This window comes from Candidatus Tisiphia endosymbiont of Metellina segmentata (assembly GCF_964030715.1).
In the GTDB taxonomy this organism is placed as follows: Bacteria; Pseudomonadota; Alphaproteobacteria; order Rickettsiales; family Rickettsiaceae; genus Tisiphia.
Genome location: NZ_OZ034919.1, coordinates 1624027 through 1647963, shown reverse-complemented (window position 1 = coordinate 1647963; position 23937 = coordinate 1624027). Strand labels below are relative to the sequence as shown.

The following is a 23937-nucleotide window of genomic DNA, read 5'->3' as shown; positions in this document are numbered from 1 at the left end:
ATCACAAAGGTAACATTATTTTGATATATGCTTTCTTACGCATATCCTCAAAGTATTTTTGGGCTTTTTGTGACATTTTTTTATTGGTCAGAAGATTTACTACATAATTATTTTCATCTAGAGTAATATTAACTATCTTTTTATTACACATTAAGATTAACTTAAACCCATCTTGCATCTCGAAAACACTACTTTTCTCTCCTGTATTTAAATCCTTGAGAATTGTTTGTAGCGTAGAATCTAGAGTACTTAAATTTTGATTGACTATCTCTAACGTAGAAAAATCTTTATATAAAGATTCTTTGATATCGTGACAATTTGTAAGGCGTTTTTGTAACCCATACATCTTTTGCAAAGTTTTATCCTGTTTATCTTTTGAAGTAAAGATTTGAGCCGATACTTCTGCATCTTTTGAATTAGTCGCTAATATTATAGCATCAACTTCTTTTGCACTAATAGCAACTGATCTAGAAATACTAGATAAAATATTCATTTTGATAATTTCAGCACCAATCTGAGATTTAAAACTATTAATATCTACAGATTTACTCTTCAAAAGTTGTATTAATTGTCCTTTTGCCATTTTATTACGTTGCTCAATAGTCTCTATAGACTCATTTAACTCACTATCAGAACTTTTTTTACCGTTTACAGACTGATAAAGCAATAAATCATCAATCACGCTGTTAATTGCCATCTTGTCAAGTTGCTTATCTGTTTGAGAATCAGGATTGTTAATATTGTTAAGTGCCATGATCATGTGTTTTCTAGCTAAAAATTCATGTAATGTAATTGGCTCATTATTAACTAATGCAACTATATTGGATAATTCTGCTTTCGCTATAGCTAGGTTAAAAACGATAGCAACTAAACAAAATAACTTCTTCATAATTTTAGACTCACATATTTAATATTTTTAAACCTATAGAAATAGTAGGTACAGCAGAATTCTTTTTTATTCCCCTACTACCATCTTCCATGTAGTTGTCTGAAAGTTTTCCGGCTATTCTAACACAATCATTTAAGTATGTCACTTGGATACTCTTAGAAAGAACATTTAGTTTGCTTTTTGGCCAATTTACTCTCATATCATAGACAACTGACCAATTTTCTGTTAATTGATAAGTGAGATTATAGTAGAATTGCTTTATTTTCTCATCAGTTAATTTATCTGTAAAATAATATTTCTGTAAATTTGAAATCTGAACCAATCCAGCAGTTAACTGAATTTTCTTAGAGTTAAGACTTCCACCTAATTCATCTCTAATTGGATCAAAATTTCTACTTTTTCTAAATCTATAGAATAGCTCTATCTTATCAGAAAAACTACTAGCAATTCTACCAACATTTTCGATACTATTAATAGAGTTAGTATTAATAGTAGTGTTATAGGTTTGTCCTAGAAATAAACTTGTATAATTTTCCTCCGATAGTATAGAAGAATTAACCCCATAACTTAATCTATTGCCAAATTCATGATAATCTATACCACTATAACGATTCGAATTGAATATATTATTTTCTGATAGTTCATATTTTGATGGATCAATAAAGGAAAATTTCTTATTATAATTATGTCTACGTCCAATAGTCACGGATATAATTGGTTCTACAAACAGGCTAGTTTTATCAAAAATTGTTCCAGCTAATGGATAACTCCAAATATTTTGGATTTCAGGTATATTTCTAGTTAGAACATGATTAGTCCTAGAATCATTTAGATATAGGTGATTAATAAAATATACATCTGATCTATTCCGTAAGGTAACATTAAATAAATGACCTGCCTCAGTTAAAAAATTATTATCCACTGCCAGTTGTAATGCAACTCGACCTAGTTCCTTTCCGCTTCTTTCTTTATAAATTAATGCATTATTCTCTACAACTAAGTTACTAGTTTCTTCGTCATTTAGAGGTATAACATTCTTAGTTCTAACCTTGGGGAAAATTAATGGATTCGTACTACTAGAATCATTTGTTCCCAATCCCTCAAAATATATTCCTTCCGTCAATAAGTAATTATAATTATTGACATGCTCTAAATATAACTTAGACATCAAATACGGAGTATAATTGTTATAGTAATTTTTTAAATAAGCTTTATCAGAAGTACGTTGTAACCTAAATCCATATCTATAATCGTTTTTGATAAAATTACCATTGCTTAATAGATAATATGAGTTCACCTTACGGTTTTTTATCGTTACATCACCATCCTTTATGGAATATGGCACTTTACCATAATTAGCGTCTAAAGATATATAATCAGTTTTATTCGGTTTGTAACGAGCTTCTAGTTCGAGAATTTTATATATAATATTATGCTTTTGCCAAAAAATCCTAGGGGTTAGAGTAAAGTCTAGATTAGGTTTAGCTCTATAATATAGCGGTATTCCCAAAGCATTATCCCGCACTCTAGGTATCAATATTCCCGATTCTGCGGAAGCCTTAGGTGTTGGATGAGAAAAATATGGTATATACAAGATTGGTACACCATATACCTCAAAAAATAGGTGATTATAAACCATTTTATTCTTATTAAGATATATCTCAGTATTTTTTGCAGAAACTTGCCAAATAGGTTTTTGGTTACATAGTATTTTGCATGGAGTAAAGGTACTATTATGCAGACGAAAAACATCTTCATTTACTCTTTCTGCTAGTTTTGATACTAATAGTGTATTATCACCAAAATATAAAATAAAATCTGAGATTATCCCTGCCTTTAGTTTGTCTTTTAATATGACAAGATCTCCTAGAATAACTCTATTTTGCTGATCTTTAATTCTAATATCACCTTCAGCCCAAAGTTTATCTTGCCCTATATCATAAATCAAAGAATTAGCTGTTAGGAAGTAATTATCCAATATAACTTGAACATCACCTTTAGCATAAATAAACTGTTCTTTTTGGTTATATTCAATATAATCCGCTGATATAAAGCTAAATTGTTTGTTCATCTCTTGCTTATCAGCTATTGCAAAACCAAAAACCGATAACAAAGTAATAATAATCAATATATTGCAGAAAACTCGCATTAAAGATAACTCAATGATAGGTAAGCCACTAGTTTGACTAGTGAGACCATCAAGGCTTGGCCTTTAGATTTAGTATAAAATAAAAAGTTATCATATATAACTTCTTTGGCTTGACGGTCAAAGGAGAAAATATATGACAACATACGAAAGTTTAAATCATTCTAAATGGGATTGCAAATATCATATTGTGTTTATTCCAAAGTGTCGTAAAAAAGAATTGTACGGGAAGGTTAGAAAATATCTTGGGAACGTATTCCATGAGTTAGCTTTTCAACGTGGGAGAAAGATCATAGAGGGGCATATGGTACAAGATCATGTGCATATGCTCATCAAGATTCCTCCTAAATATTCTGTAGCTGAAGTAATAGGCTATATCAAGGGGAAAAGTGCTATAGCCGTTGCTAGGCAGTTTGGTGGACGAAAACGTAATTTTAATGGAGAAAAGTTGTGGGCTAGAGGTTATGCGGTCTCAACTGTAGGATTTGAAGAGAATCAGATCAAACACTACATTAAGAATCAAGAGCAACTTGATAGTTTAGGCTCTGACGAATCAGGAGAATTTTAATTAACAATGGCAGCCCTTTGGGCTGCTCATAACCGTCAAGCCCCTCGCTTTGCGAGGGCGTTCTGACTTTTGAAGTGAGGGGGTATGTAAAATGCAGTCATTTAGTATCATAGTACTATATAACCAAGTATGCAAGTTTAAGTATATAATAGTCCTCGATGTTCTAAGAGTGATGTTATCCCAGCGTAGGTAGCGGGATCTAAAAATGTTGATAGTCTTCCCAGCTGGTTTTTTAGACCTCTACTTTCGCGGGGGTGACAGCGAAGACTGGGATAACACCGAGGCTGCTTAAGTTAACAAAACTTGAACGCTTAATTATATACTAAATTTGATATATTTATACGATAATTCGACGTTAAATAGTAGTAATTTTTAAAATTAGGCTGCAAGCTTGTAAAGTAAGAGATATAACCTTCAATTTACTTTCTATATCATCTAGCCTTTCAGGTTATTTTTTGAATCCCCACTATAGCTCAGATGATATCAGTAGTAGTTAAACGTAAGTTTTATATTAATTATTGACTGCGATTTTTAAACCGCCATGATAAAATAATACTTGACTAAATTAGTAGGGTATTATATAGTAATGTTATTATAGTGGAGTTGTTTGTATGCAATTAACTACAAAGGGGCGATATGCTGTAATGGCTATCTTGGAAATCGCATCGCAAATGTCGGATATACCTGTTACCTTGGCTGAAATTTCGGTGAAACAAAATATACCGGTCAACTACTTGGAGCAAATTTTTGCAAAGCTTAAGAAAGCTAATATAGTTAGATCAGCGAAAGGTCCAAAAGGTGGTTACATCATTAATGAAAAATTAAATAATATCAAGATTACTGATATTATTGATGCGGTAGATGAGAATATTGAAATGACAAGATGTTTAAGAAAATCTCAGAATAGTTGCGTACCTAATAAAGTAAAATGTAACGCTCATCATTTATGGTTAGGTTTAAGTAAGCATATAAGGAACTATTTTGACACCATCTCTGTAGCTGACATGCTAGCTGATACACTAGATTAGCTCTAAAAGTTTTTGAAAATTATTTTAACTTATGTATTAGTGGACGAATAAATTATGTTATATATATGTTATATTTAGACCATAATTCCACTACTAACGTTCATCCTAAGGTTAAGGAACTTATGAAGAATTTGCTCGAAGAAGCATATAATCCGTCTTCTATTCATACCAAAGGGCGTTATGCTAGGAGTTTAGTAGAAATAGCTAGGGAGCAAGTTGCAAGATCTGTAGGCATTGACATAAATTCTAGAGAATATCAGGTTATTTTTACTTCCTCTGGCACAGAAAGTAATAATTTGTTGATGAATAGTTATTATGACGGAGAAATTTTTGTTTCTAGCATAGAGCATTTATCGATTTTTGATCACACTAAATATCGAGATAATATTAAAATTATCCGTGTTGATAGTGATGGCATTGTTGATATTGACCATTTAGAGCAATTATTATTGGCAAGTCTAGCTAGTAAAAAACTAGTTTCTGTGATGTTGGCTAATAATGAAAGCGGTGTTGTACAAAATATACAACAGCTAGTTAAAATTGCCCAAAAATATGGGGCAGTATTTCATAGTGATTGTGTTCAAGCAGTTGGCAAAATATCAGTCAATATTAAAGAATTAGCAGTTGATTTTGCTACTATATCGGCTCATAAATTAGGGGGAATGCAGGGAAGTAGTGCTTTAATTGTCAAGGCAGGACATACGCTTAAAGCGATGATGATTGGTGGAGGGCAAGAGAGAAATGTTAGATCAGGTACAGAAAATGTGCTAGCAATCGCTTCGTTTGGGCTTGCATCATCAATAGCTGCTGATGAGGTAGAAGATAGATATAATAAAATGAAGAAATTACAAACATATTTGGAGCAAAATTTACTCAACTATAAAAATGTAAAAATAGTGTCAAAAAATGTTGAAAGACTACCTAATACTACCTTGATGATTGTACCAAAAACTGATGCACAAACCAAGTTGATAGCTTTTGATTTACGGGGTATAGCGGTTAGTTCCGGTTCTGCCTGTTCATCAGGGAAAGTTGGTAAATCACATGTATTATCTTCCATGGGGTTTAGTGAGGATGATGCCAGGTCTTCGATTAGGGTGAGTTTTGATTATCAACAAACTATGGAAGATGTTGTGACATTTGTTAAAGCGTTTGAAGAAGTATACTCAAATGGATAAATTAGAAGAATTAAGACAAAAAGTAAAATTAAGTGGTAAATCACTACCGATTTATATGGATTATCAATCGACAACTCCTATGGATCCAAGGGTCTTGGAATGTATGTTGCCATATTTTACTACTAAATTTGGTAATCCGCACTCTAGGAGTCATTCTTTTGGCTGGGAAGCCGAAGAGGCTGTAGAAAAGTCAAGAGAACAAGTAGCAAAGCTTATTGGTGCCGATCCTAAAGAAATTATTTTTACTTCTGGAGCTACGGAGTCTAATAATTTAGCAATAAAAGGTATTGCTAAATTCTATGGTAGTAAAAAAAATCACATAGTGACAGTGATAAGTGAACATAAATGCGTTTTAGATGCTTGTCGGCATTTAGAAAATGAAGGTTTTAAGGTAACATATTTGCCAATTCAGCCAAGTGGTTTGATTGATTTACAACAATTAAGAGATGCCATAACTGACCAAACTATGTTGGTATCAGTGATGGCGGTAAATAATGAAATAGGTGTCATCCAACCAATTAAAGAAATTGGTAAAATTTGTCGGGAATTAGGGGTATTTTTTCATTCAGATATCGCCCAAGGATATGGTAAAATTCCTATAGATGTTAATGATTGTAACATTGATCTGGCAAGTATTTCCGGGCATAAAATTTATGGTCCCAAAGGTATTGGAGCTTTATATGTAAGGAAAAAACCTAGGGTACGGTTGGTGCCAATTTTAAATGGCGGTGGACAGGAAAGAGGCATGCGTTCTGGAACTCTACCAGCCCCTTTAATTGTTGGACTAGGTAGCGCTAGCGAATTGGCTCTATCTGAAATGGCAAAAGATGCCATACTGGTAGAAGAGCTTTTTGATAGATTTTATAATAATATTACTAAACAAATTGCTGATGTCTATCTAAACGGTGATATGAATATGAGATATAAGGGAAATCTAAATTTAAGTTTTGCTTATGTGGAAGGTGAGTCGATGATATTAGCTATTAAAGATTTAGCCGTTTCATCTGGTTCGGCTTGTACCTCATCTTCGCTTGAACCATCATATGTGCTAAAAGCTATGGGAGTTGATGAAGAAATGGCACATACATCGATTAGGTTTGGTATTGGTAGATTTACCACTAAAGAAGAAATCGATTATGCTGTAGAGTTAATAAAGTCAAAAATTAACAAGTTAAGAGAACTAAGCCCTCTTTGGGAGATGGTTCAAGAAGGAATTAATTTAAAGCAGATTAAATGGGCGACACATTGATGTGTCATTGTTGTGCAGTGTTTCAACGAGAACGATATCATTCCCGTGTAGGTGGAAATGACACCGATGTTGCTTAGATACTTATCACTTAATTATTATAATACAGATAGGAAATAAAATGGCATATAGTCTAAAAGTGCTGGATCACTATGAAAATCCGCGTAACGTAGGGTCATTAGACAAAAATAACGCATATGTTGGTACAGGTCTCGTGGGAGCTCCTGCCTGTGGGGATGTAATGAAGCTACAAATTGAAGTTAGTGAGGATGGAATTATTACAGATGCAAAATTTAAAACATTTGGTTGTGGTTCTGCTATTGCTTCAAGCTCTTTAGTAACTGAATGGGTTAAGGGTAAATCCCTTGATGAGGCTGGTAGTATAAAAAATACTGAAATAGCTAAGGAATTATCTTTGCCACCAGTAAAACTCCATTGTTCTTTATTGGCAGAAGATGCCATAAAAGCGGCAATAGCTGATTATAGAACTAAAAAACCATAAGTAGCTATTATGAAAAATGTTATGTCATTGACTGATGCAGCAGCCCAGCAAATAAAGAGACTGATAGACAAACGTAATAGACCGTCTTTTGGTATTAGGATTGGCGTAAAGTCTGGTGGTTGTTCCGGTCTATCTTATTATGTAGAATATGCGGATGTCAAAAATAAGTTTGATGAGGTGATAGAAGATAAAGGTGTACGAATATTAATTGACCCAAAAGCTCTAATGTATCTTCTAGCCAGTGAAATGGATTATGTAGAAGACAAGTTTAAATCCGGGTTTACTTTTAATAATCCAAATGAAAAAGGTAGTTGTGGGTGTGGGAAGTCGTTTAATATATAAGAAAATATTTCTGTTTTTATAAAAGATGCCGTAAAACCCATATGTCTTTAGCGTGTAGAATGTAAGACGTTACTCACCTTGAGTTTCATCTTTCGAAACTCTACTTCTGCTGGTGATTTGGACAATGATGCGGTACTCGAATCCGTAACGGAATTAGAGTACGCTGCGGTTCGAGGTGAAGCGTCTCCTTCAAATCCCTCAGCATAAGCGAGTTTCGAAAGAGCAATTATCTTTTATCTAAATTTTATAAAAATAGATAAATATTATTTAATAACAAAAACACGTTTTTGTTGAATAAGTTTATGGCACACTTCAAGTAACTCAATGATAGGTAAGCCACTAGTTTGACTAGTGAGACCATCAAGGCTTGGCCTTTAGATTTAGTATAAAATAAAAAGTTATCATATATAACTTCTTTGGCTTGACGGTCAAAGGAGAAAATATATGACAACATACGAAAGTTTAAATCATTCTAAATGGGATTGCAAATATCATATTGTGTTTATTTCAAAGTGTCGTAAAAAAGAATTGTACGGGAAGGTTAGAAAATATCTTGGGAACGTATTCCATGAGTTAGCTTTTCAACGTGGGAGAAAGATCATAGAGGGGCATATGGTACAAGATCATGTGCATATGCTCATCAAGATTCCTCCTAAATATTCTGTAGCTGAAGTAATAGGCTATATCAAGGGGAAAAGTGCTATAGCCGTTGCTAGGCAGTTTGGTGGACGAAAACGTAATTTTAATGGAGAAAAGTTGTGGGCTAGAGGTTATGCGGTCTCAACTGTAGGATTTGAAGAGAATCAGATCAAACACTACATTAAGAATCAAGAGCAACTTGATAGTTTAGGCTCTGACGAATCAGGAGAATTTTAATTAACAATGGCAGCCCTTTGGGCTGCTCATAACCGTCAAGCCCCTCGCTTTGCGAGGGCGTTCTGACTTACGCATACAAGCAACTATCGCAACTTTCTTAGGTTTAAAATTATTAACAAGCCTATCATATAAAATTTTTAAATATTGGAAACCATTCTTACCAGCTAATACTGCCATGTATAAAGCATCTCTAGGTATTTTCCTGCCTCCTCGAATAAATCTTCGTCCTTGCTTATTACCACTATCACGAGCATATGGAGCTATACCAACAATTGATGACAATTCATTGCTACTATAATTTTTATCCCCTAATTCAGGTACAAAACTAATTAGTTTTGTAGCTAAACATTTACCAATACCAGGTACAGTCTCTAATATTTTTACCTTCTCTTTTAACTCTTCTGACTCATCTATTGTTTTGTTTAACTTTTTATCAAGCTCAGCTATTTCATTCTGTAAAAATTTAATGAGCTTTTCTATACTCTCTTTATCAATACCATCAATGCTATGATGTAGTCTTTTCTTTTCATTGCTAAGCATTAATACTAAATCTTCTCGTCTTTGTTGACATCTCTTCAAAGTCTCTGTGATTCAACTTGATATATATAATTCGCTGAAAGCTGCATCTTATCCGCATAATATGCTAATTTAAATGCATCCTTCCTATCAGTTTTACACAAATTCACCGATTTACTAAAAGAATTAAAACTATATGTATTGACCTTATGTATTTGTTGGTTATTATTATCCAGCTTTTGACAAATCTCAGCTTCGTATCCTCCAGTAGGTTCACATATTATTAGCTTAATCTCTTGCTCTTTTGCTAATTTAATCATCTCTTCATGACCAGCTGCATCATTGGCAAAACGATGATATTTAGGTTTATCTCTTGTATTATACCAATTGCAATAATTAACACGGTGTATTTATCCAGTCTCTATACATAATTGATTTTACTAAATCTACATTATGAGCAAATTGATTCCAAGCGTAACAAGCCATAGTGACGATATCTTCATATACACCATAACATTGGTTAGACAAGAAATGATTTTTGATCCATGCCCAAACTTGTTCCATTGCATTAAGTTCCGGTGCATAGGGCGGAAGCGGTATCAAAGTGATATTGCTTGGCACAGTTAGTTTTTTGGCTGTGTGCCAACCTGCATTATCCGTTAGTAAAGCTATATGTCGGTTGCCTTGAATACTGCGAGAAAGGTCTTCTAAGAATTTATTCATTGCCTGTGTATTTGCATATGGTAAAATTAATGCAAAAGCTTCTCCTGTATCATGGCAAGCAGCTCCATAAATATATGTTGAAATGAATTGCTGTTGCCGAACTTTACGGGGTCTAGTGCCACGCTTAGCCCATATACGAGTTAAGCTACCTTGTTGCCCAACTCGAGTTTCATCCTGAGACCATATATCAACTTTACATCTATCGATATTTTTTGGTAATAATTCTGTTAGCATGTCTGGGAAGTTTTTTTATATGTATTTTGAGTCTCTTGATTTGACTTTGGATGCATTGAACGAGAAGTAATCCAGCTAAAACCAAGGCGGTGCATAGTATTGTAGACTGTTTTTAAAGTACATTTAGCACCATATTCCTCAAGTAACATGATATGTAGCTCCTTTCCAGTTATATACCCACCAGTTTTACTTTCACTGAGCGTATTGATTTTATCAAAAAGAGTAGACTCTTGTATAGTGTTAATCTTCCTAGGGGCACCGCTTCTTTGTGATTCAAATAATCCTTCAAAACCATGATTCCTAAATCTTCTGAGCCATGATTGCACAGTTTTCCAGTGTGACTTCACTATTTCAGATATGGCTTTAAAAGATTTGCCTAATTGAAGGTAATACATCGCCAATAAACGTATACGATTTCGACCATGCGGCTCATGTTTCATCATTTTTATAAAATCATGACCATGAAAACCTTGCGGTAATATTAACCTAGCCATTTGAGTACCTTTATCAGTTAAAAACCCATTTTACACCACTGCGTTAATTATTGCGATTGGTATTATATACACATATATCAAGCCAGTTTTTACTTACGTCTAGACCTATTATTTTATTCATGATATAATCTCCTTCTTCTTATTGTGCAAGGCTGCTCTTTTTAAGACCACCTTCTGCAATTTGTTCAAGGTAAACTACCAAAAAGAGGGTACTTATTCTCTTAGCGACTATTTTAGTCAAGGTCTATTCAAGTCACCCTCTTTAATTACTTATAACACATTCTTAAGATATAAGCTCTTTAGGTACGAGTAAAATAGGAAATTTTATAGTCAATCATATTTTATGTTCCCTTGATGCAACTAATATAACTAATGGAGAAAAAATAAAATATATAAAGATTCTAGAGGAATTTGTATCAAAGTTTGTTCAAGAAATGGATAAGAATTCAATGGAACAATTAAAATTTTGGATACAATTATATAATCTTGTATTAATTCGTGAGCATTTAAAGAAGGGCGAGGAAAGTGTTATCAAAATATTAAAAAAATTGCTCGCTTTTTTCATGATAAAAAGTCTGATAATCACCAAGAAACTTATCAAAGTTGGAACATTTCTGACTAAGTATCATATACAACAAAGAATAAAGATGTTGTAGTACGTCTTAGTAAGAAACATAATAATTATGCTAGCATTGACCCTGAACTGTTAGGATCATTAGAGATATCCGAGCAGCAACAATTTACCACTGCTTTAAAGAAAGGTATAGTAAAAAATCCTAACCTTAATGGGGTTAAAATGATTAGGTTCGTGTTTTCTAGAACTTAAAATAAATGCATATGCTCGGTTATACGCAAGCAAAATTTATGAAAATGATAATGGGGCTGTTTTAGTGTTTTTGATAAAAAAACTGATCATGATGGCATAAAAAGGGCATTGCGTGCTGAGAATATTGAGTGTATAAAAGTTTTTAGGGGTGTAGATCATAGTACACAGATAGAAGATTATCCTTTAAAGTGTGATGTTTTTCCGAAAGATTATTCCATGTATGAGGAAGTGAGCTGCATGGGAGATATTTAAATGCTTCACTAATTAAATCGATTTGTTGTATGAATTATTTGCTAAATTAAATTCGAGGATTGGTATTACATACTATTGAGCTTAAATTGCTTTCCATAATACTTAACAAAATGTTATTAAATCATGAACGAAAAAAACAAAAATGTTTATTAAAAGGAAGAACATTTTAAAAGCAAGTGCAATATCTATGATATTTGTGATTAGCTTTGTTATATTAACAAATATATTGGTACGTCGTTGTATCAATCATGAATATCATCAGCAAAACCTAATAAAATTAGAAGAATATCATAATATAATTAGATCGCTTTTAGTTGATAAATTTAATATTAATTATATATTAAGTAGTAATGATATATCTGATCAAATCTCTATTTTAAAAGAACATATTAGGTGTTTTCATTTCGAAGTATCATATACCAAATAGCGTGTATGGCAAGAATGATCTACCTTATACCACTCTACAAGAACTACTAGATATAGTATCAAACCAAGCATTTAAATACAATATTACTATTAATAATCATTCAATTATATCTAATGGTGTGGTAGAATTTCAGGAGAGTGTGAACAAGCAGTATTACATTAATAAAGACCTCACTTATAATATCTCAATACAAATTTCTCCTAATTCTTATTATACACAACAAGCTATCTCTAGGGTTAAGCAGCAAATTTTATTATTAAATATAGGTTCTGTATTTACAATTTTAGTACTATGTATAATAGTATTGTATCTATCTTATAGAGATAAAAAAATTAAACTTAAACTTAACAAGTTAGAGACAGATTTAACTAACAGTATGGAACATAGTAAAAATATTCTATTATTTCACAAAATAAACGAAGAGTTTACTCTAAAATGTTATCACTATTCTAAAAGTAGTAATAATAAAAAATCATTTAATATCTCTAATACTGTTAATGTAGAAGAAGAACTAGGATATAATAGTGAATATTTTCCATTACCAATAACAACATTAGAGTCCCACAATGAAATTAACTACCATACAATAAAACTAACTCCGATAATTTTATATCTACAAAGTTATTATACAGGATACACAGCTTGCTATAATTCTAATATTAAATTAGATATAGTCAGTAATATAGAGACACTTGAAGTGCCTTTTGAATCGGAAATATTTAACCAAATTATGGTTAGTGTATTATCTAATATCTTGTACTTTAATAAAAATACAGAAAGATCGAGATGTGTAAAGTTAATATTTCAAAACAACTTGATTACCTTTATCGGTGAAGGGTTTAGTTTAGACCAAAATTTAGCAGTAAGATATTCTGAAAAAATATTTAATGATACAGCTAATTTATACATATTAAATTTGGGACAAATATTTATTTTGTTAAAAAGTTTTAAAATAAATTGTCAAGTAACTCAATGATAGGTAAGCCACTAGTTTGACTAGTGAGACCATCAAGGCTTGGCCTTTAGATTTAGTATAAAATAAAAAGTTATCATATATAACTTCTTTGGCTTGACGGTCAAAGGAGAAAATATATGACAACATACGAAAGTTTAAATCATTCTAAATGGGATTGCAAATATCATATTGTGTTTATTCCAAAGTGTCGTAAAAAAGAATTGTACGGGAAGGTTAGAAAATATCTTGGGAACGTATTCCATGAGTTAGCTTTTCAACGTGGGAGAAAGATCATAGAGGGGCATATGGTACAAGATCATGTGCATATGCTCATCAAGATTCCTCCTAAATATTCTGTAGCTGAAGTAATAGGCTATATCAAGGGGAAAAGTGCTATAGCCGTTGCTAGGCAGTTTGGTGGACGAAAACGTAATTTTAATGGAGAAAAGTTGTGGGCTAGAGGTTATGCGGTCTCAACTGTAGGATTTGAAGAGAATCAGATCAAACACTACATTAAGAATCAAGAGCAACTTGATAGTTTAGGCTCTGACGAATCAGGAGAATTTTAATTAACAATGGCAGCCCTTTGGGCTGCTCATAACCGTCAAGCCCCTCGCTTTGCGAGGGCGTTCTGACTAAAAATAAGTACTCTACAACAATAGAAATAAAACTAGATAATGTACCAACAGAGTTAAATACCGACACTACCCAAAAGGCACAGATAATTAAAATGAATAAGTATAGAAAACTTAACGACTTAAAATGAGAAACTTTATACTATTACTATTTATAGTAGTAATTCCTACTTGTGAAGCATATGCAGTACTTCTTTTTAATAAAGAAGAGCCAGTATACTATTTCGTTAATCATGAGGAACAAATTAACAACATAAGAAAGTTATTAATAAGAGACAAAATAGTAGGTATTACAGGTATCAGTGGTATAGGAAAAAGTGAAATAGCTAGAAAATATGCACAAAAATATCAACAAGATTACGATATTATTGCGTTTTTAGATGCAAGTATAGATTTAATCCCACAATTTGTTTTATTGGCCAAAGAAATAAATCAAAAAATATGTTCAAAAACGGGGTGTTTCATTTCAGAAAGTACCGGAAGCGTTAAACAAAACCTTATGACATATCTTAAACCTCAGGGGAGGTGGTTATTAATATTCGATAATTTACATATTAATGAAAATAACAAAATTAAGGATATTATTGATTGGCATCATAATGGACATATTATGATTTGTTCGCAAGATAGTCAATATTTACTACCAAGAATCTCAGTTCCTTATTTACAAGAAAAAGACATTTTTATGGCAATTAATAAGCTTATAGACGAGCGATCAGAGGAATTTAAAAAAGATTTGGCATGTAATTTAAAAGGTTATCCAACTAATATAATTGGACATAGTGCTATTTTTTTACAAAGCAATAACCACATGACAATCAAAGAGTATATAAATTATATACGAAAACATGATAACAAATTAAATACACATTTATCAATAGTATTAAATGAAATTACATCAGAAGCCAAAACACTATTATACTATATGGCGTTATTAAATAATCAAAAAATAGGTAATAATTTACTAGAACATCTAGTAGATGATAAGAAGAAATTATCCGATTTAATTGATGAGATAGTAAGATTTGGTTTAATTGAACAAATTAGTAACAATAGAAATAAAAAAGTATTTCGAATGCATGATGCAGTAAAATATGAGATATTAAATATATACGATTTAGCTACTAATAAGAAAACTATTGATAAACTACTTATTAAAATACAACATTTAATGTCAGGGGAGATGGTAAATCAATTTTATTTAATTATGCAGGATAATACCTTTGAAAGTAATGTAGAAGTACTGCTAGCTAATGCGGATAAGTATAATAGTAATATTTATACAAGCATGGTCTTGCATAATAGCCTACTTGGCTACTACTTACGTTCTAGAGAACCATATAATGCCAAAAAAATGGTAAGTTGGTTTAAAGAACACGAACATAAGTTGATTTGGCAAAATATGACAGAATTAGAGCAAGTAGCGTATAGTAGGTATTTAGGACGTATAGGACGATATGAATACTTTGTTGTTAATCACCATTCAGATATAGTCATGCAATATTTAGTGAAGGCTAAAAACGCCATAAATAGTTTACCAAACAATGAGGTAGCAAAATCATCAATTTATTATGAAATGTTTCAAGTTCAGGTATTCACAGGGCAAGTAAAGGAGGCAGAAGATAACTTACATATTATACAAAGTATAATGCTTAATAATAAAAACTTTATGCATAAAGCAAGCATGATAGATTATGGTATGGCTAGAATATTATTAACTCAAGGAAAGTATCAGCAGGCTTTATTAGCAATTATAGATACGATAAGTAAAGAAAAAGCTCAGCTAAATAAATCTAGGATATTGGCACAAATAAGTGATGTAGAATTAAGACAAGAAAATGCATGGCTTGCACCCATTTATACTTTGCAAGCAGAAATACTAAATAATATGCAAAAATTTGAAGAGGCTTACGCTATAACTAACGATGTATATACTAAGATAATGAGTAGTGATCTAAATGAAATTAAAGATATCACATCTACAACAATAGCATATTGTTTAACAGAGTTGTCAAAATCTGAATTAGGACTAAAGAGGCAGAATGATGCTTGGAAACATATAGTAAAAGCAGTTGATATACTGATACAAGACCAAGATAGAAACAATAGGGAAAATGGAGTTAGAGAATTCCATAGATATATTTTTAGCTAATGCTTTAGTAGTAAAAGCAAATATATTAAGTACTTTAGGGAAAGCAGAAGAGGCTATGATTAATTATAGATTAGCTAAAAATATTTATTGGAACATATTTAATATTAAAAACATCGGCAATATGGATAATGTAAGTTATGCCTTCTCTCAGGCAGCAAAAACTGCTACGAAATTAACCAATAAAAGTGACAGACATATACAATGCACTTATTTTTACTCACTTCTTTTGACATATTTTGGTTCTGATCACCCTAGGAGTAAAAAATTATATGGAGTATGCCCATAAAAGCATATTGTCTGAAGTGAATAATGCTCTAGAACCCAGTGTTAATCTAAATATTAGAGTTATTTTTTATAATGTTTTTGAATAAGCCATTTAGTAAAATTTTCATCAGCTTTATTTAAACTCAACTGTGAAGAGTATTCGTATACTTCTTTAATAAGAGCAAATACGTTACTATACCTTACAGCAATAGGATAGTGAATTAGCTCAAGTTCATTAATGATTTTATCACAAGTATCACGAAGCAAAGAAATATTAAGTATAGAATCTTGGTTATCGTGATCTAATAATAATTCTTGAATTTCAATATTAAAAGCACCTGCTATAGATTGCAATACTTCTATAGTAGGATTTTTGGAAGTACCCCTGAATATATTTGTAACGCTTCTACCTTGTCCAATCTTATTTTCAAGATCAGCAACACGCCAATTTTTTTCTTTTAATAGCCTTTCAATATTTTTCTTAATAATTAAGTGTGACATTCTTATAAATAAATGAATTTAGTTAGACATTTCAGTTGACAATATTATATATTTATATACACTAAAAATAAATGTATATTATTATGCATAATATTATAAGTATTAACTGTATTGATATACTAAAGTTTGTACAAGGTAAAGTAGTTTGTCAAAGTATTTATTTAAATAACCTGAATTCGATGTAACTTGTTACATCGAATTCAGTGTTATATATAGAAACAGTCAGGTTTGAAGCGGTTCTACACCTGATTGTTAAAATATAACACTCCATTCAATATGTGATTTTAATAATTAAAATCACATATTGAATGGTGAAAAAAGTTAAAATGCACTTGCAGAATTGCTTCAAGAATGCATTTTTCCTTATATTAAAGCCAATTCGTAATAAGAATTAACTAATTCTTATTACGAATTGGGGTAGTATGTATGGAAAGCAAGATGCAACTCAAGATATTTTAATCCCAATATTAAAAGAACAAGATAGTTCACAAAAAAACATGTTGAAGCGATATCATAACAAAACAATAAGAAATTAGAATGTGGCAGCAATACTTAGCAATAATATTAATTATTATTGAAGGTTTATTAATCTTAATATCTTTGAAATATTTGCATCAGATAAATATAACTAGTAAAGATTTCTCAAATATATTTGGCAAAGCTAAGGCAGATACATCTCGTTTATTTAAAGAACTACAACAGTTAAGTGCTGTAACCAGTAAAAGAGATGATAACATTTTAAGCGTAGTGTATCACTTAGAGGATATCGAACTGTATATCAAAAGTATTTTGAGCATACTTGAACAACAAGAAAAGTGTAAGACAACTGAAGAGTCAACAAATAAATCCAAAATAAGTAATAGTAAAACCAAAATAAAATTATAGCATAGAAGACAGAATGTGTGGTTGTGATAAGGCAAGCAACTATCGTTGTTATACTCAAATGATTTGAAGAATTGGATTTGAAAATGAATGGTGAACATGCGAATCCATGGTATTTTCAAAAAACAATTCGTAGGAGCAGAAGAGTATACTAATCATGTCAACAATACAAGGTCAATAATAATGATTAGAAACTGTATTATTATAAATAATACGGGCTATCTTTTATTTATAGCATTATCTATTTAATTACGAATTGCTATTGACTAAAATAGTTGCTGGTAATATAATGTCGACTTAATTTGTTTAAATTTTAGTTAGGATATTTTTCATGTTCGCAATCGTCAAATCAGGCGGGAAACAGTATAAAGTCGGCAAAAACAGTGTCATCAAAGTAGAAAAAATTGACGGTGAAAGAGGTGCAAAAATCCAATTTGACCAAATATTGATGATTGGTGAAGATTCAAAGCCATCTTTTATAGGTACGCCAATGGTTAAAGGAGCTCTTGTTACTGCCGAAATTACTAACCAGTTTAAAGATAGTAAGGTTATTGTCTTTAAGAAAAAACGTCGTCAGAATTATCGTCGCAAGACTGGTCATAGGCAGGAATTGACCGAACTGAAAATATTAGACATTACTAAACTATAATAGGATTTATTTAAGGATATATAAATGGCAACTAAAAAAGCTGGTGGTAGTTCTAGAAACGGCAGAGACTCGATCGGTCGTAGGTTGGGTGTTAAAAAATATGATGGACAATATGTGATACCAGGTAACATTATTGTTAGACAACGTGGTACTAAATTTTACCCAGGTAAAAATGTTGGACTTGGTAGAGATCATACGTTATTTGCATTGATTGCAGGCAAAGTAGAATTTTCTAGTAAGAGAGACTATAAAATAGTCAATATTGTGCAGTGATGATGCTATTTCTGCCTGCAGATGTCATCCCTATTCACCACACAATGTTACCCCTGCGTAGACAGGGGTCTAAAAAAGTTTAACAAACCCTCTTGGTCTATTTTTTTAGGTTCTGCTACCTACGTAGGAATAACATCGAAAATTACGCTTGCAGATTTATGTCAATAATAGTTCAAAAATTTGGTGGAACTTCCGTTGCTAACATTGCAAGAATAAAAGAAATTATTCCAATAATTAAGCTTGAAAAGCAGCATGGCAATCAAGTAATAATTGTCGTTTCAGCTATGACCGGGGTTACCAACCAACTAGTTACTCTATGTAATGAAGTCTCTAGTCTTAAGACCAATTCAGAACTCGCAGAATATGATGCCGCTCTTTGTAGCGGGGAGATGGTAACAGCATCTTTACTAGCCCTTAAACTACAAGAACAAGGCATGAGTGCAAGATCTGTGCTGGCATGGCAATTACCGATTCTAACCAATGATAATTATAGCAAAGCTTTGGTTGAACAACTCTCTACTAGTTTGTTAATAGAATGTATTAAGCAAAACATCATTCCAATAGTTGCTGGATTCCAAGGTGTTACCAATAATAATAGGTTGACAACGCTTGGTCGAGGAGGATCAGATACTACCGCCTCTTTAATTGCAGCTGCTATGAAAGCTGATAGATGTGATATATACACTGATGTGGAAGGAGTGTTTACTGCCGATCCTCGCATTGTCCCGGGAGCAACAAAATTATCACAGATTAGTTTTGAAGAAATGCTAGAATTTACATCTTGTGGAGCTAAAGTGCTGCATCCACGTTCCTTAGAGGTTGCTATTAGATATAATGTACCCATACGCGTTTTATCGTCGTTTTTATTCCCATTATACCACGAAAAAAATGGTACACTAATAACATCTAGAGATAAAATTATGGAAAATAGGCAAATTACTGGTATTACTTCCAACAAAAATTTATTACAATTACTGGTATCCTCCCAATTGAGTTTTTCTAAGATATGCAAACTCATCGCTGACCATAATATTCACCTAGAATTAATGGAAAATATTAAGACAAATATACAATATAGTTTCATTATCCAACTATCCGATAAAAATAAATTACAACATTTACTAGATGATCTAAAAAATACTAATCAAATAAATAATTTGATCATTGATAGTCAAATTTCTATAGTATCAATTATTGGTTATGGTATTAAAAATGATCAGACCCTACTTGGTATGGTATTAAATGAACTAGAAAAAGAAAATATATCAGTGAAAAAGATACAAATCTCAGAAATTAAAATTTCTATCCTAATAAAAGACCTAGATACCGAGAAAACAATACGTTGTTTGCATCAATTATTTGAATTATCAGAAAATTAAGCAGAATTATGTCTAAAAGAAAAAAATTTGTAGAACTTTTTGTAACTTTTTTCTATATAGGTAGAATAAAATATTGTCCTGGTACATTTGGGTCTTTAGCTGCTTTCCCTTTGTGCTACTTGATCTTATATCTTTCTATAACTAATCAACTAATTTTTTCATTTACTAATTTCACAACTTTACAAGCACAACTTATTACTCTCTTTATTATTACTCTTTTGATTTGCCTATTGTTATTTATATTAGGCACGTACTTCTCTTCAATATACATACAGTATGATACACAGGACGATCCAAAAGAAGTGGTGATTGATGAGGTAGTTGGTCAAATGCTAACAATAATACTAAGTTGTTTTTCTGTGGTTTTCGTAAACTACTCAGGACTTACAAAATATTTAAGTTCACAACTAATAAATTTTATCTTTTTATTTGCTTTGCCCTTAGTGTTATTTAGATTTTTTGATATAATAAAACCATGGCCAATAAATTGGCTCGATGCTAATATCAAAGGGGGTGTTGGTATTATGGTAGATGACATTGCAGCAGCAATCTTTGCTTCAGTCATGCATTATGCTATCACTTTTACTTTAATAAATTGGTTTGGCTAAATAGTCGGTCCGCCAAAAATATTTAAAGCCCCCATAATCTATGATTGAATAAAATTTTTACAAAAAAAATTCTAATATTTGCACTAAAATTAAAAATTGTTTTCAATTTTATTGAAAAATTTCTGTTTTAGTAAAATTTTTACATGAGCTTATTGTTAACGATTTTTTTAATCGTTTAGCAAGTTTTTTAATGATAATTTTTTTATGTAGAGTTAGGCATGATGTGTAAATGATTGGCAATACATCGTAAATTCAAACCTATAGCAGAGATTATTGGATTGATCACATCTCCTATCAACACCCTTCAAGAAGTTTCTGCCCATCCTGCCATATTGTTTCAAATGCCCTATTATTGGTTCTATAGCACTGCGTCTCCTGATCATACACTTGTCTTCTTTCAATAACTTTTTCCGAGTTTTTGGGGTATATACCTTACTCTTCTCTTTAACATTGCTGCCAGTATAACCAAGATCAACAAACGATTTTTTTATCTTTATTCCAGTTACATTTTCTACCGCTTCAAAACTCTGCTGCAATGTATGACCATCATAAGGATTATTATGAAACGATTTTGCTGACAGTACAAAATTTCTACGACCACTGACTACTACCGCAACTTTATTGCCAAACTCATATGGCTTGTTTCGTTTTCCCTTCCCTATACACTCTACCTCAGGGGCATGAAAACTATACAATATTTTATTCTGTTCTTTGTATTGCTTTTTCTCTTCTCTTTTTAAAACAGATTGGCTATGTATTTGTTTTACTTTTTTCAATACTTCTTGATCTGTGATAGATAAGTTTAATTTCTGATTTTTTATCTCACGCTCACATATTCTAACCAAACGACCAAGTAACGTTTTTAAATGCTTCATTATTTTCCAACGCTTCTTGGCTTTGCTATGCTCTTTATACTTCCAGAGCTTTATTATATCTCGCTTATAGGTTCTAGCGTAGGTTTCGTTTAAACTTATACCCAAACTTTGGCAAAGCTTCACAATACTAATCCTAGCTTTATCCATTAAATAAACATCATGTGGGTGCTTGATATTCTTAATTTGTACCGTTGTATCAGCAATTATCAATTCCAAATCTTTTTTTTTAATTGTGTTAGTTCTTATTCCAACTCTTATCAACTCTGCTAATATCTCGTTATATCCAAATTCACCTAATAAATTACGAAATCTTCTTATGCTAGTTTCCGACATCGCTATATCTGTTTCTATATATTCCCACCCACAAAAATATTGCCAATACATGTTTTCTTTTAGTTCTTCCTCTGATAATGAATCTGAAAAATTATACATTGCTTGTAGCATCGTTACACCAAGCATCACTCTATGACATTTTCTATTTCTACCAAATCTCTTAATAGAAACATTTTTTGATAACCATTCTTCTAGAACAGACCAATTTATTAATTCTCTTAATTTATATAGCTTATTATTTGAGTTTAATTCTTCTTTTAATTTATAACCAAAAAGTTTTCCTTGTTTTTGTGATTTGATAATATTTTCTATTGGCATATTGACTGAAATCCATAAGGTTTATTAGCATATTTTAACATTTTCTTATGGATTTCTTTATTATTTTCTGCCATTAAAAACTATTATCTATAAGACTTATAGAGTTTTGCCGGACAGACGAGATAACATAGCGTAAGTTTTGAATTAAAATATTAACTACATACCAATATTTGCTTAATGCAAGTTTCTTTTAATTGGGACGAATTTTATCTCCAAATCTAATGGCAACTTGTCCAAAGTCCAAATTAACAGGATTTCCACAAAATATCAAAAGTATAGTTTTTTAGTAACAAATGAATTGAGGTCACAAATCTCAATAACCCTGATACAATCAAGTTAAATTAATTTATAATAGTTGTAATTAATTATATCTTTTACTACCAAATATCTATTGGGCGGAAATCCTGATTAATTGCTAGACTTAGTGGATACAAACATACAAAATACTCTGCTCCTCCAGGTATAAAAACTATGTGGACAGCTCTGAAAATTTTTTATCCAATCACACAAATGTTTTATTTGATGTCAACTAAAACTTAAGGCTAATTGTCAGATTTAGTCTTGGCTTCGATGTTTCGCTTTTTACAATTTATTACTGTCTGTCTAATTTCTTGGCATTCGTCAATGAACTTTTTAAAGTCATCATCATCTTCACTATGAAAAGCATGTCCACAATCATACAAATATTTTGTGAATTGATCATAAAAATTTTTGTGCATCTTATTCAATGTCTCGTAGGCTAGGTTATTATAAATCTTTTCAAGATTTTTCTTTGCATAACCAATGTATTCGTTTATATTAATAATCTCTATCTTTCCTTTTTTCTGAAAATGCATAAGTAAGCTAATTATATGTTTGACTTTACCTTCCTCCTCCACCTTTGTCGCTTTCAGATCACTTTTTACCTCATTAATCAACCTGTTAAATGTGTCATCGTCTAAAGGATTAGAATAGTATCGAAGCAGACGATACAAAGCAGTGTTTAATTCTGTTTTAATTTTCTCACACTCGATTTTATTCTTGAAAATAATGTTTGCCCATATTTCCCTACTCAAGTATGATTTATAGATCAGCTGACATAAGTATTTCTTATATTTGTCATAAAAACTTTTTTCGCCATTTTTAGCATCGTCGTTGGTCATGTTCGACCAGAGTTTTGTTTCCAGTTTATCACTGTAATGATGTTCTAATGATAAGATTAAGAATGTTTCCAAAATAGTCCGGAACTTATTATCATTAATATTATCACAGTGTTTTAATGCATCGCGATATAACCTCTGAAAGGAAAGTATACTGTGTTCTAAAGATCTAAAATTTTTATAATCAGCTTGATTGAAAATCTTTATGATATGATCTGCTAAATCTAGTAATTTCTTCTTTAGTTCTTCCGCTTCTACTTGATTCAATATTGTAATTACTATATCATCAACATCCGCTGTGAGGGGAAAAGTAATAGATATTATTTTTTCTTTTATTATGTTGAATGTACCTAATTGTTTATCTTTTTCTTGGTTTTTTGGATATCTATTAACAATTTGCTCTGTATTAGCAATAATAATAGTTTTAACTTTTTGTTGCTCAACAAAGTAATTAATGTATCCCAATAATTCTTCTATTGGAATTGTAGATCTTTCTAGATCATCAAAAACTAAAACAAATGAGTTCTTTGGGAATAATAGAGAATATACTTTATATACCACTACATTTGTCGCTATATGCTCTGCTAAAAATGCAAATACAGTATCCCAACATCGCCATACTCCTACTCCTACTCCTATTCCTATTCCTAATACTACTATTTCTATTATTTCTGTTATAGGATTCAAAAAGAATATTCCCTTTATAAAACATTGTATTGGTGATATC

25 protein-coding genes are annotated in these 23937 nt (G+C 31.4%); 16 read left to right on the top strand and 9 right to left on the bottom strand.

Annotated features, from left to right (window positions below; all coding sequences use genetic code 11):
- Nucleotide 1: 1 nt before the first annotated feature.
- Nucleotides 2-889, bottom strand: coding sequence for a SurA N-terminal domain-containing protein (locus AAHM80_RS08525; RefSeq protein ID WP_342259908.1), 888 nt, complete (start codon nt 887-889; stop codon nt 2-4).
- Nucleotides 890-899: 10 nt separating this feature from the next.
- Complete coding sequence (locus tag AAHM80_RS08520; protein ID WP_342259907.1) at nt 900-3038, bottom strand: LPS-assembly protein LptD; 2139 nt, start codon at nt 3036-3038, stop codon at nt 900-902.
- A gap of 133 nt (nt 3039-3171) precedes the next feature.
- Between AAHM80_RS08520 and tnpA (AAHM80_RS08515) the strand changes: the two genes are divergently transcribed.
- The 7 genes from tnpA (AAHM80_RS08515) (at nt 3172) to tnpA (AAHM80_RS08480) (ending at nt 8775) form a co-directional block, all read left to right on the top strand.
- Nucleotides 3172-3603, top strand: a complete 432-nt coding sequence (tnpA, locus tag AAHM80_RS08515; RefSeq protein ID WP_342259383.1) for an IS200/IS605 family transposase — start codon at nt 3172-3174, stop codon at nt 3601-3603.
- A 611-nt stretch (nt 3604-4214) separates the two neighbouring features.
- Nucleotides 4215-4631, top strand: a complete 417-nt coding sequence (locus tag AAHM80_RS08510) for an Rrf2 family transcriptional regulator (protein ID WP_341748359.1) — start codon at nt 4215-4217, stop codon at nt 4629-4631.
- 65 nt (nt 4632-4696) lie between these two features.
- On the top strand, nt 4697-5809 hold the full coding sequence (locus tag AAHM80_RS08505) for a cysteine desulfurase family protein (RefSeq protein WP_342259906.1): 1113 nt from the start codon (nt 4697-4699) through the stop codon (nt 5807-5809).
- Nucleotides 5802-7058 carry an IscS subfamily cysteine desulfurase gene (locus AAHM80_RS08500; protein ID WP_342259905.1) on the top strand — a complete coding sequence of 419 codons (1257 nt, stop codon included), beginning with the start codon at nt 5802-5804 and terminating at the stop codon, nt 7056-7058. The genes AAHM80_RS08505 and AAHM80_RS08500 overlap by 8 nt, the downstream gene beginning before the upstream one ends.
- Before the next feature lie 118 nt (nt 7059-7176).
- A complete protein-coding gene (gene iscU, locus AAHM80_RS08495) occupies nt 7177-7557 on the top strand; it encodes a Fe-S cluster assembly scaffold IscU (protein ID WP_341748354.1) in 381 nt (126 codons plus the stop codon).
- A 9-nt stretch (nt 7558-7566) separates the two neighbouring features.
- Nucleotides 7567-7899 (top strand): HesB/IscA family protein, encoded by a 333-nt coding sequence (locus AAHM80_RS08490; protein WP_342259904.1) that lies wholly within the window; start codon nt 7567-7569, stop codon nt 7897-7899.
- A gap of 444 nt (nt 7900-8343) precedes the next feature.
- Nucleotides 8344-8775: an IS200/IS605 family transposase gene (tnpA, locus tag AAHM80_RS08480; RefSeq protein ID WP_342259494.1), complete on the top strand. Its 432-nt coding sequence runs from the start codon at nt 8344-8346 to the stop codon at nt 8773-8775.
- Here the strand turns inward: tnpA (AAHM80_RS08480) and AAHM80_RS08475 are convergent, their stop codons facing one another.
- The 4 genes from AAHM80_RS08475 to AAHM80_RS08460 all read right to left on the bottom strand — a co-directional run bounded on the left by AAHM80_RS08475 (nt 8776) and on the right by AAHM80_RS08460 (nt 10742).
- Nucleotides 8776-9354, bottom strand: a complete 579-nt coding sequence (locus AAHM80_RS08475) for a transposase (protein ID WP_342259903.1) — start codon at nt 9352-9354, stop codon at nt 8776-8778.
- A complete protein-coding gene (locus tag AAHM80_RS08470; protein WP_410521502.1) occupies nt 9351-9611 on the bottom strand; it encodes an IS110 family transposase in 261 nt (86 codons plus the stop codon). Before AAHM80_RS08470 ends, AAHM80_RS08475 begins: the two co-directional genes overlap by 4 nt.
- A gap of 76 nt (nt 9612-9687) precedes the next feature.
- Nucleotides 9688-10248, bottom strand: a complete 561-nt coding sequence (locus tag AAHM80_RS08465; protein ID WP_342259405.1) for an IS630 family transposase — start codon at nt 10246-10248, stop codon at nt 9688-9690.
- Nucleotides 10242-10742, bottom strand: coding sequence for a helix-turn-helix domain-containing protein (locus AAHM80_RS08460; protein WP_342259545.1), 501 nt, complete (start codon nt 10740-10742; stop codon nt 10242-10244). The genes AAHM80_RS08465 and AAHM80_RS08460 overlap by 7 nt, the downstream gene beginning before the upstream one ends.
- A 1506-nt stretch (nt 10743-12248) precedes the next feature.
- Between AAHM80_RS08460 and AAHM80_RS08455 the strand changes: the two genes are divergently transcribed.
- The 4 genes from AAHM80_RS08455 to AAHM80_RS08440 all read left to right on the top strand — a co-directional run bounded on the left by AAHM80_RS08455 (nt 12249) and on the right by AAHM80_RS08440 (nt 16275).
- Nucleotides 12249-13223 carry a hypothetical protein gene (locus AAHM80_RS08455; protein WP_342259902.1) on the top strand — a complete coding sequence of 325 codons (975 nt, stop codon included), beginning with the start codon at nt 12249-12251 and terminating at the stop codon, nt 13221-13223.
- Nucleotides 13224-13339: 116 nt separating this feature from the next.
- Complete coding sequence (gene tnpA / locus AAHM80_RS08450) at nt 13340-13771, top strand: IS200/IS605 family transposase (protein WP_342259383.1); 432 nt, start codon at nt 13340-13342, stop codon at nt 13769-13771.
- A gap of 193 nt (nt 13772-13964) precedes the next feature.
- On the top strand, nt 13965-15989 hold the full coding sequence (locus tag AAHM80_RS08445; RefSeq protein WP_342259901.1) for an NB-ARC domain-containing protein: 2025 nt from the start codon (nt 13965-13967) through the stop codon (nt 15987-15989).
- Nucleotides 15952-16275 (top strand): hypothetical protein, encoded by a 324-nt coding sequence (locus AAHM80_RS08440; protein WP_342259900.1) that lies wholly within the window; start codon nt 15952-15954, stop codon nt 16273-16275. Before AAHM80_RS08445 ends, AAHM80_RS08440 begins: the two co-directional genes overlap by 38 nt.
- A gap of 59 nt (nt 16276-16334) precedes the next feature.
- Here the strand turns inward: AAHM80_RS08440 and AAHM80_RS08435 are convergent, their stop codons facing one another.
- Nucleotides 16335-16754: a helix-turn-helix transcriptional regulator gene (locus tag AAHM80_RS08435; protein WP_341755318.1), complete on the bottom strand. Its 420-nt coding sequence runs from the start codon at nt 16752-16754 to the stop codon at nt 16335-16337.
- Nucleotides 16755-17291: 537 nt separating this feature from the next.
- Between AAHM80_RS08435 and AAHM80_RS08430 the strand changes: the two genes are divergently transcribed.
- The 5 genes from AAHM80_RS08430 to AAHM80_RS08410 all read left to right on the top strand — a co-directional run bounded on the left by AAHM80_RS08430 (nt 17292) and on the right by AAHM80_RS08410 (nt 20545).
- Nucleotides 17292-17639, top strand: a complete 348-nt coding sequence (locus AAHM80_RS08430; RefSeq protein ID WP_341748348.1) for a hypothetical protein — start codon at nt 17292-17294, stop codon at nt 17637-17639.
- 328 nt (nt 17640-17967) lie between these two features.
- Nucleotides 17968-18285, top strand: coding sequence for a 50S ribosomal protein L21 (rplU, locus tag AAHM80_RS08425; protein ID WP_341751386.1), 318 nt, complete (start codon nt 17968-17970; stop codon nt 18283-18285).
- Nucleotides 18286-18309: 24 nt separating this feature from the next.
- Nucleotides 18310-18558 (top strand): 50S ribosomal protein L27, encoded by a 249-nt coding sequence (gene rpmA / locus AAHM80_RS08420; RefSeq protein WP_341755317.1) that lies wholly within the window; start codon nt 18310-18312, stop codon nt 18556-18558.
- Nucleotides 18559-18716: 158 nt separating this feature from the next.
- Nucleotides 18717-19937, top strand: a complete 1221-nt coding sequence (locus AAHM80_RS08415) for an aspartate kinase (protein WP_342259899.1) — start codon at nt 18717-18719, stop codon at nt 19935-19937.
- 8 nt (nt 19938-19945) lie between these two features.
- Complete coding sequence (locus AAHM80_RS08410) at nt 19946-20545, top strand: phosphatidylglycerophosphatase A (RefSeq protein WP_342259898.1); 600 nt, start codon at nt 19946-19948, stop codon at nt 20543-20545.
- Between the two features lie 212 nt (nt 20546-20757).
- Here AAHM80_RS08410 and AAHM80_RS08405 read toward each other — a convergent pair whose 3' ends face one another.
- Nucleotides 20758-22071 (bottom strand): IS5 family transposase, encoded by a 1314-nt coding sequence (locus tag AAHM80_RS08405; protein WP_342259897.1) that lies wholly within the window; start codon nt 22069-22071, stop codon nt 20758-20760.
- A gap of 542 nt (nt 22072-22613) precedes the next feature.
- A complete protein-coding gene (locus AAHM80_RS08400; RefSeq protein WP_342259896.1) occupies nt 22614-23897 on the bottom strand; it encodes a P-loop NTPase fold protein in 1284 nt (427 codons plus the stop codon).
- Nucleotides 23898-23937: the final 40 nt, after the last annotated feature.

Bases quoted from the DNA above. Each gene is read 5' to 3' on its own strand.
- rplU (WP_341751386.1), top strand. From the start codon at position 17,968: ATGTTCGCAATCGTCAAATCAGGCGGGAAACAGTATAAAGTCGGCAAA.
- tnpA (WP_342259383.1), top strand. From the start codon at position 3,172: ATGACAACATACGAAAGTTTAAATCATTCTAAATGGGATTGCAAATAT.
- AAHM80_RS08525 (WP_342259908.1), bottom strand. From the start codon at position 889: ATGAAGAAGTTATTTTGTTTAGTTGCTATCGTTTTTAACCTAGCTATA.
- AAHM80_RS08470 (WP_410521502.1), bottom strand. From the start codon at position 9,611: ATGATTAAATTAGCAAAAGAGCAAGAGATTAAGCTAATAATATGTGAA.
- AAHM80_RS08405 (WP_342259897.1), bottom strand. From the start codon at position 22,071: ATGCCAATAGAAAATATTATCAAATCACAAAAACAAGGAAAACTTTTT.
- AAHM80_RS08505 (WP_342259906.1), top strand. From the start codon at position 4,697: ATGTTATATTTAGACCATAATTCCACTACTAACGTTCATCCTAAGGTT.
- AAHM80_RS08415 (WP_342259899.1), top strand. From the start codon at position 18,717: ATGTCAATAATAGTTCAAAAATTTGGTGGAACTTCCGTTGCTAACATT.
- AAHM80_RS08490 (WP_342259904.1), top strand. From the start codon at position 7,567: ATGAAAAATGTTATGTCATTGACTGATGCAGCAGCCCAGCAAATAAAG.
- tnpA (WP_342259383.1), top strand. From the start codon at position 13,340: ATGACAACATACGAAAGTTTAAATCATTCTAAATGGGATTGCAAATAT.
- AAHM80_RS08445 (WP_342259901.1), top strand. From the start codon at position 13,965: ATGAGAAACTTTATACTATTACTATTTATAGTAGTAATTCCTACTTGT.
- tnpA (WP_342259494.1), top strand. From the start codon at position 8,344: ATGACAACATACGAAAGTTTAAATCATTCTAAATGGGATTGCAAATAT.
- AAHM80_RS08465 (WP_342259405.1), bottom strand. From the start codon at position 10,248: ATGCTAACAGAATTATTACCAAAAAATATCGATAGATGTAAAGTTGAT.
- AAHM80_RS08440 (WP_342259900.1), top strand. From the start codon at position 15,952: ATGGAGTTAGAGAATTCCATAGATATATTTTTAGCTAATGCTTTAGTA.
- AAHM80_RS08510 (WP_341748359.1), top strand. From the start codon at position 4,215: ATGCAATTAACTACAAAGGGGCGATATGCTGTAATGGCTATCTTGGAA.
- AAHM80_RS08500 (WP_342259905.1), top strand. From the start codon at position 5,802: ATGGATAAATTAGAAGAATTAAGACAAAAAGTAAAATTAAGTGGTAAA.
- AAHM80_RS08460 (WP_342259545.1), bottom strand. From the start codon at position 10,742: ATGGCTAGGTTAATATTACCGCAAGGTTTTCATGGTCATGATTTTATA.
- AAHM80_RS08410 (WP_342259898.1), top strand. From the start codon at position 19,946: ATGTCTAAAAGAAAAAAATTTGTAGAACTTTTTGTAACTTTTTTCTAT.
- AAHM80_RS08520 (WP_342259907.1), bottom strand. From the start codon at position 3,038: ATGCGAGTTTTCTGCAATATATTGATTATTATTACTTTGTTATCGGTT.
- rpmA (WP_341755317.1), top strand. From the start codon at position 18,310: ATGGCAACTAAAAAAGCTGGTGGTAGTTCTAGAAACGGCAGAGACTCG.
- AAHM80_RS08430 (WP_341748348.1), top strand. From the start codon at position 17,292: ATGTGGCAGCAATACTTAGCAATAATATTAATTATTATTGAAGGTTTA.
- AAHM80_RS08435 (WP_341755318.1), bottom strand. From the start codon at position 16,754: ATGTCACACTTAATTATTAAGAAAAATATTGAAAGGCTATTAAAAGAA.
- iscU (WP_341748354.1), top strand. From the start codon at position 7,177: ATGGCATATAGTCTAAAAGTGCTGGATCACTATGAAAATCCGCGTAAC.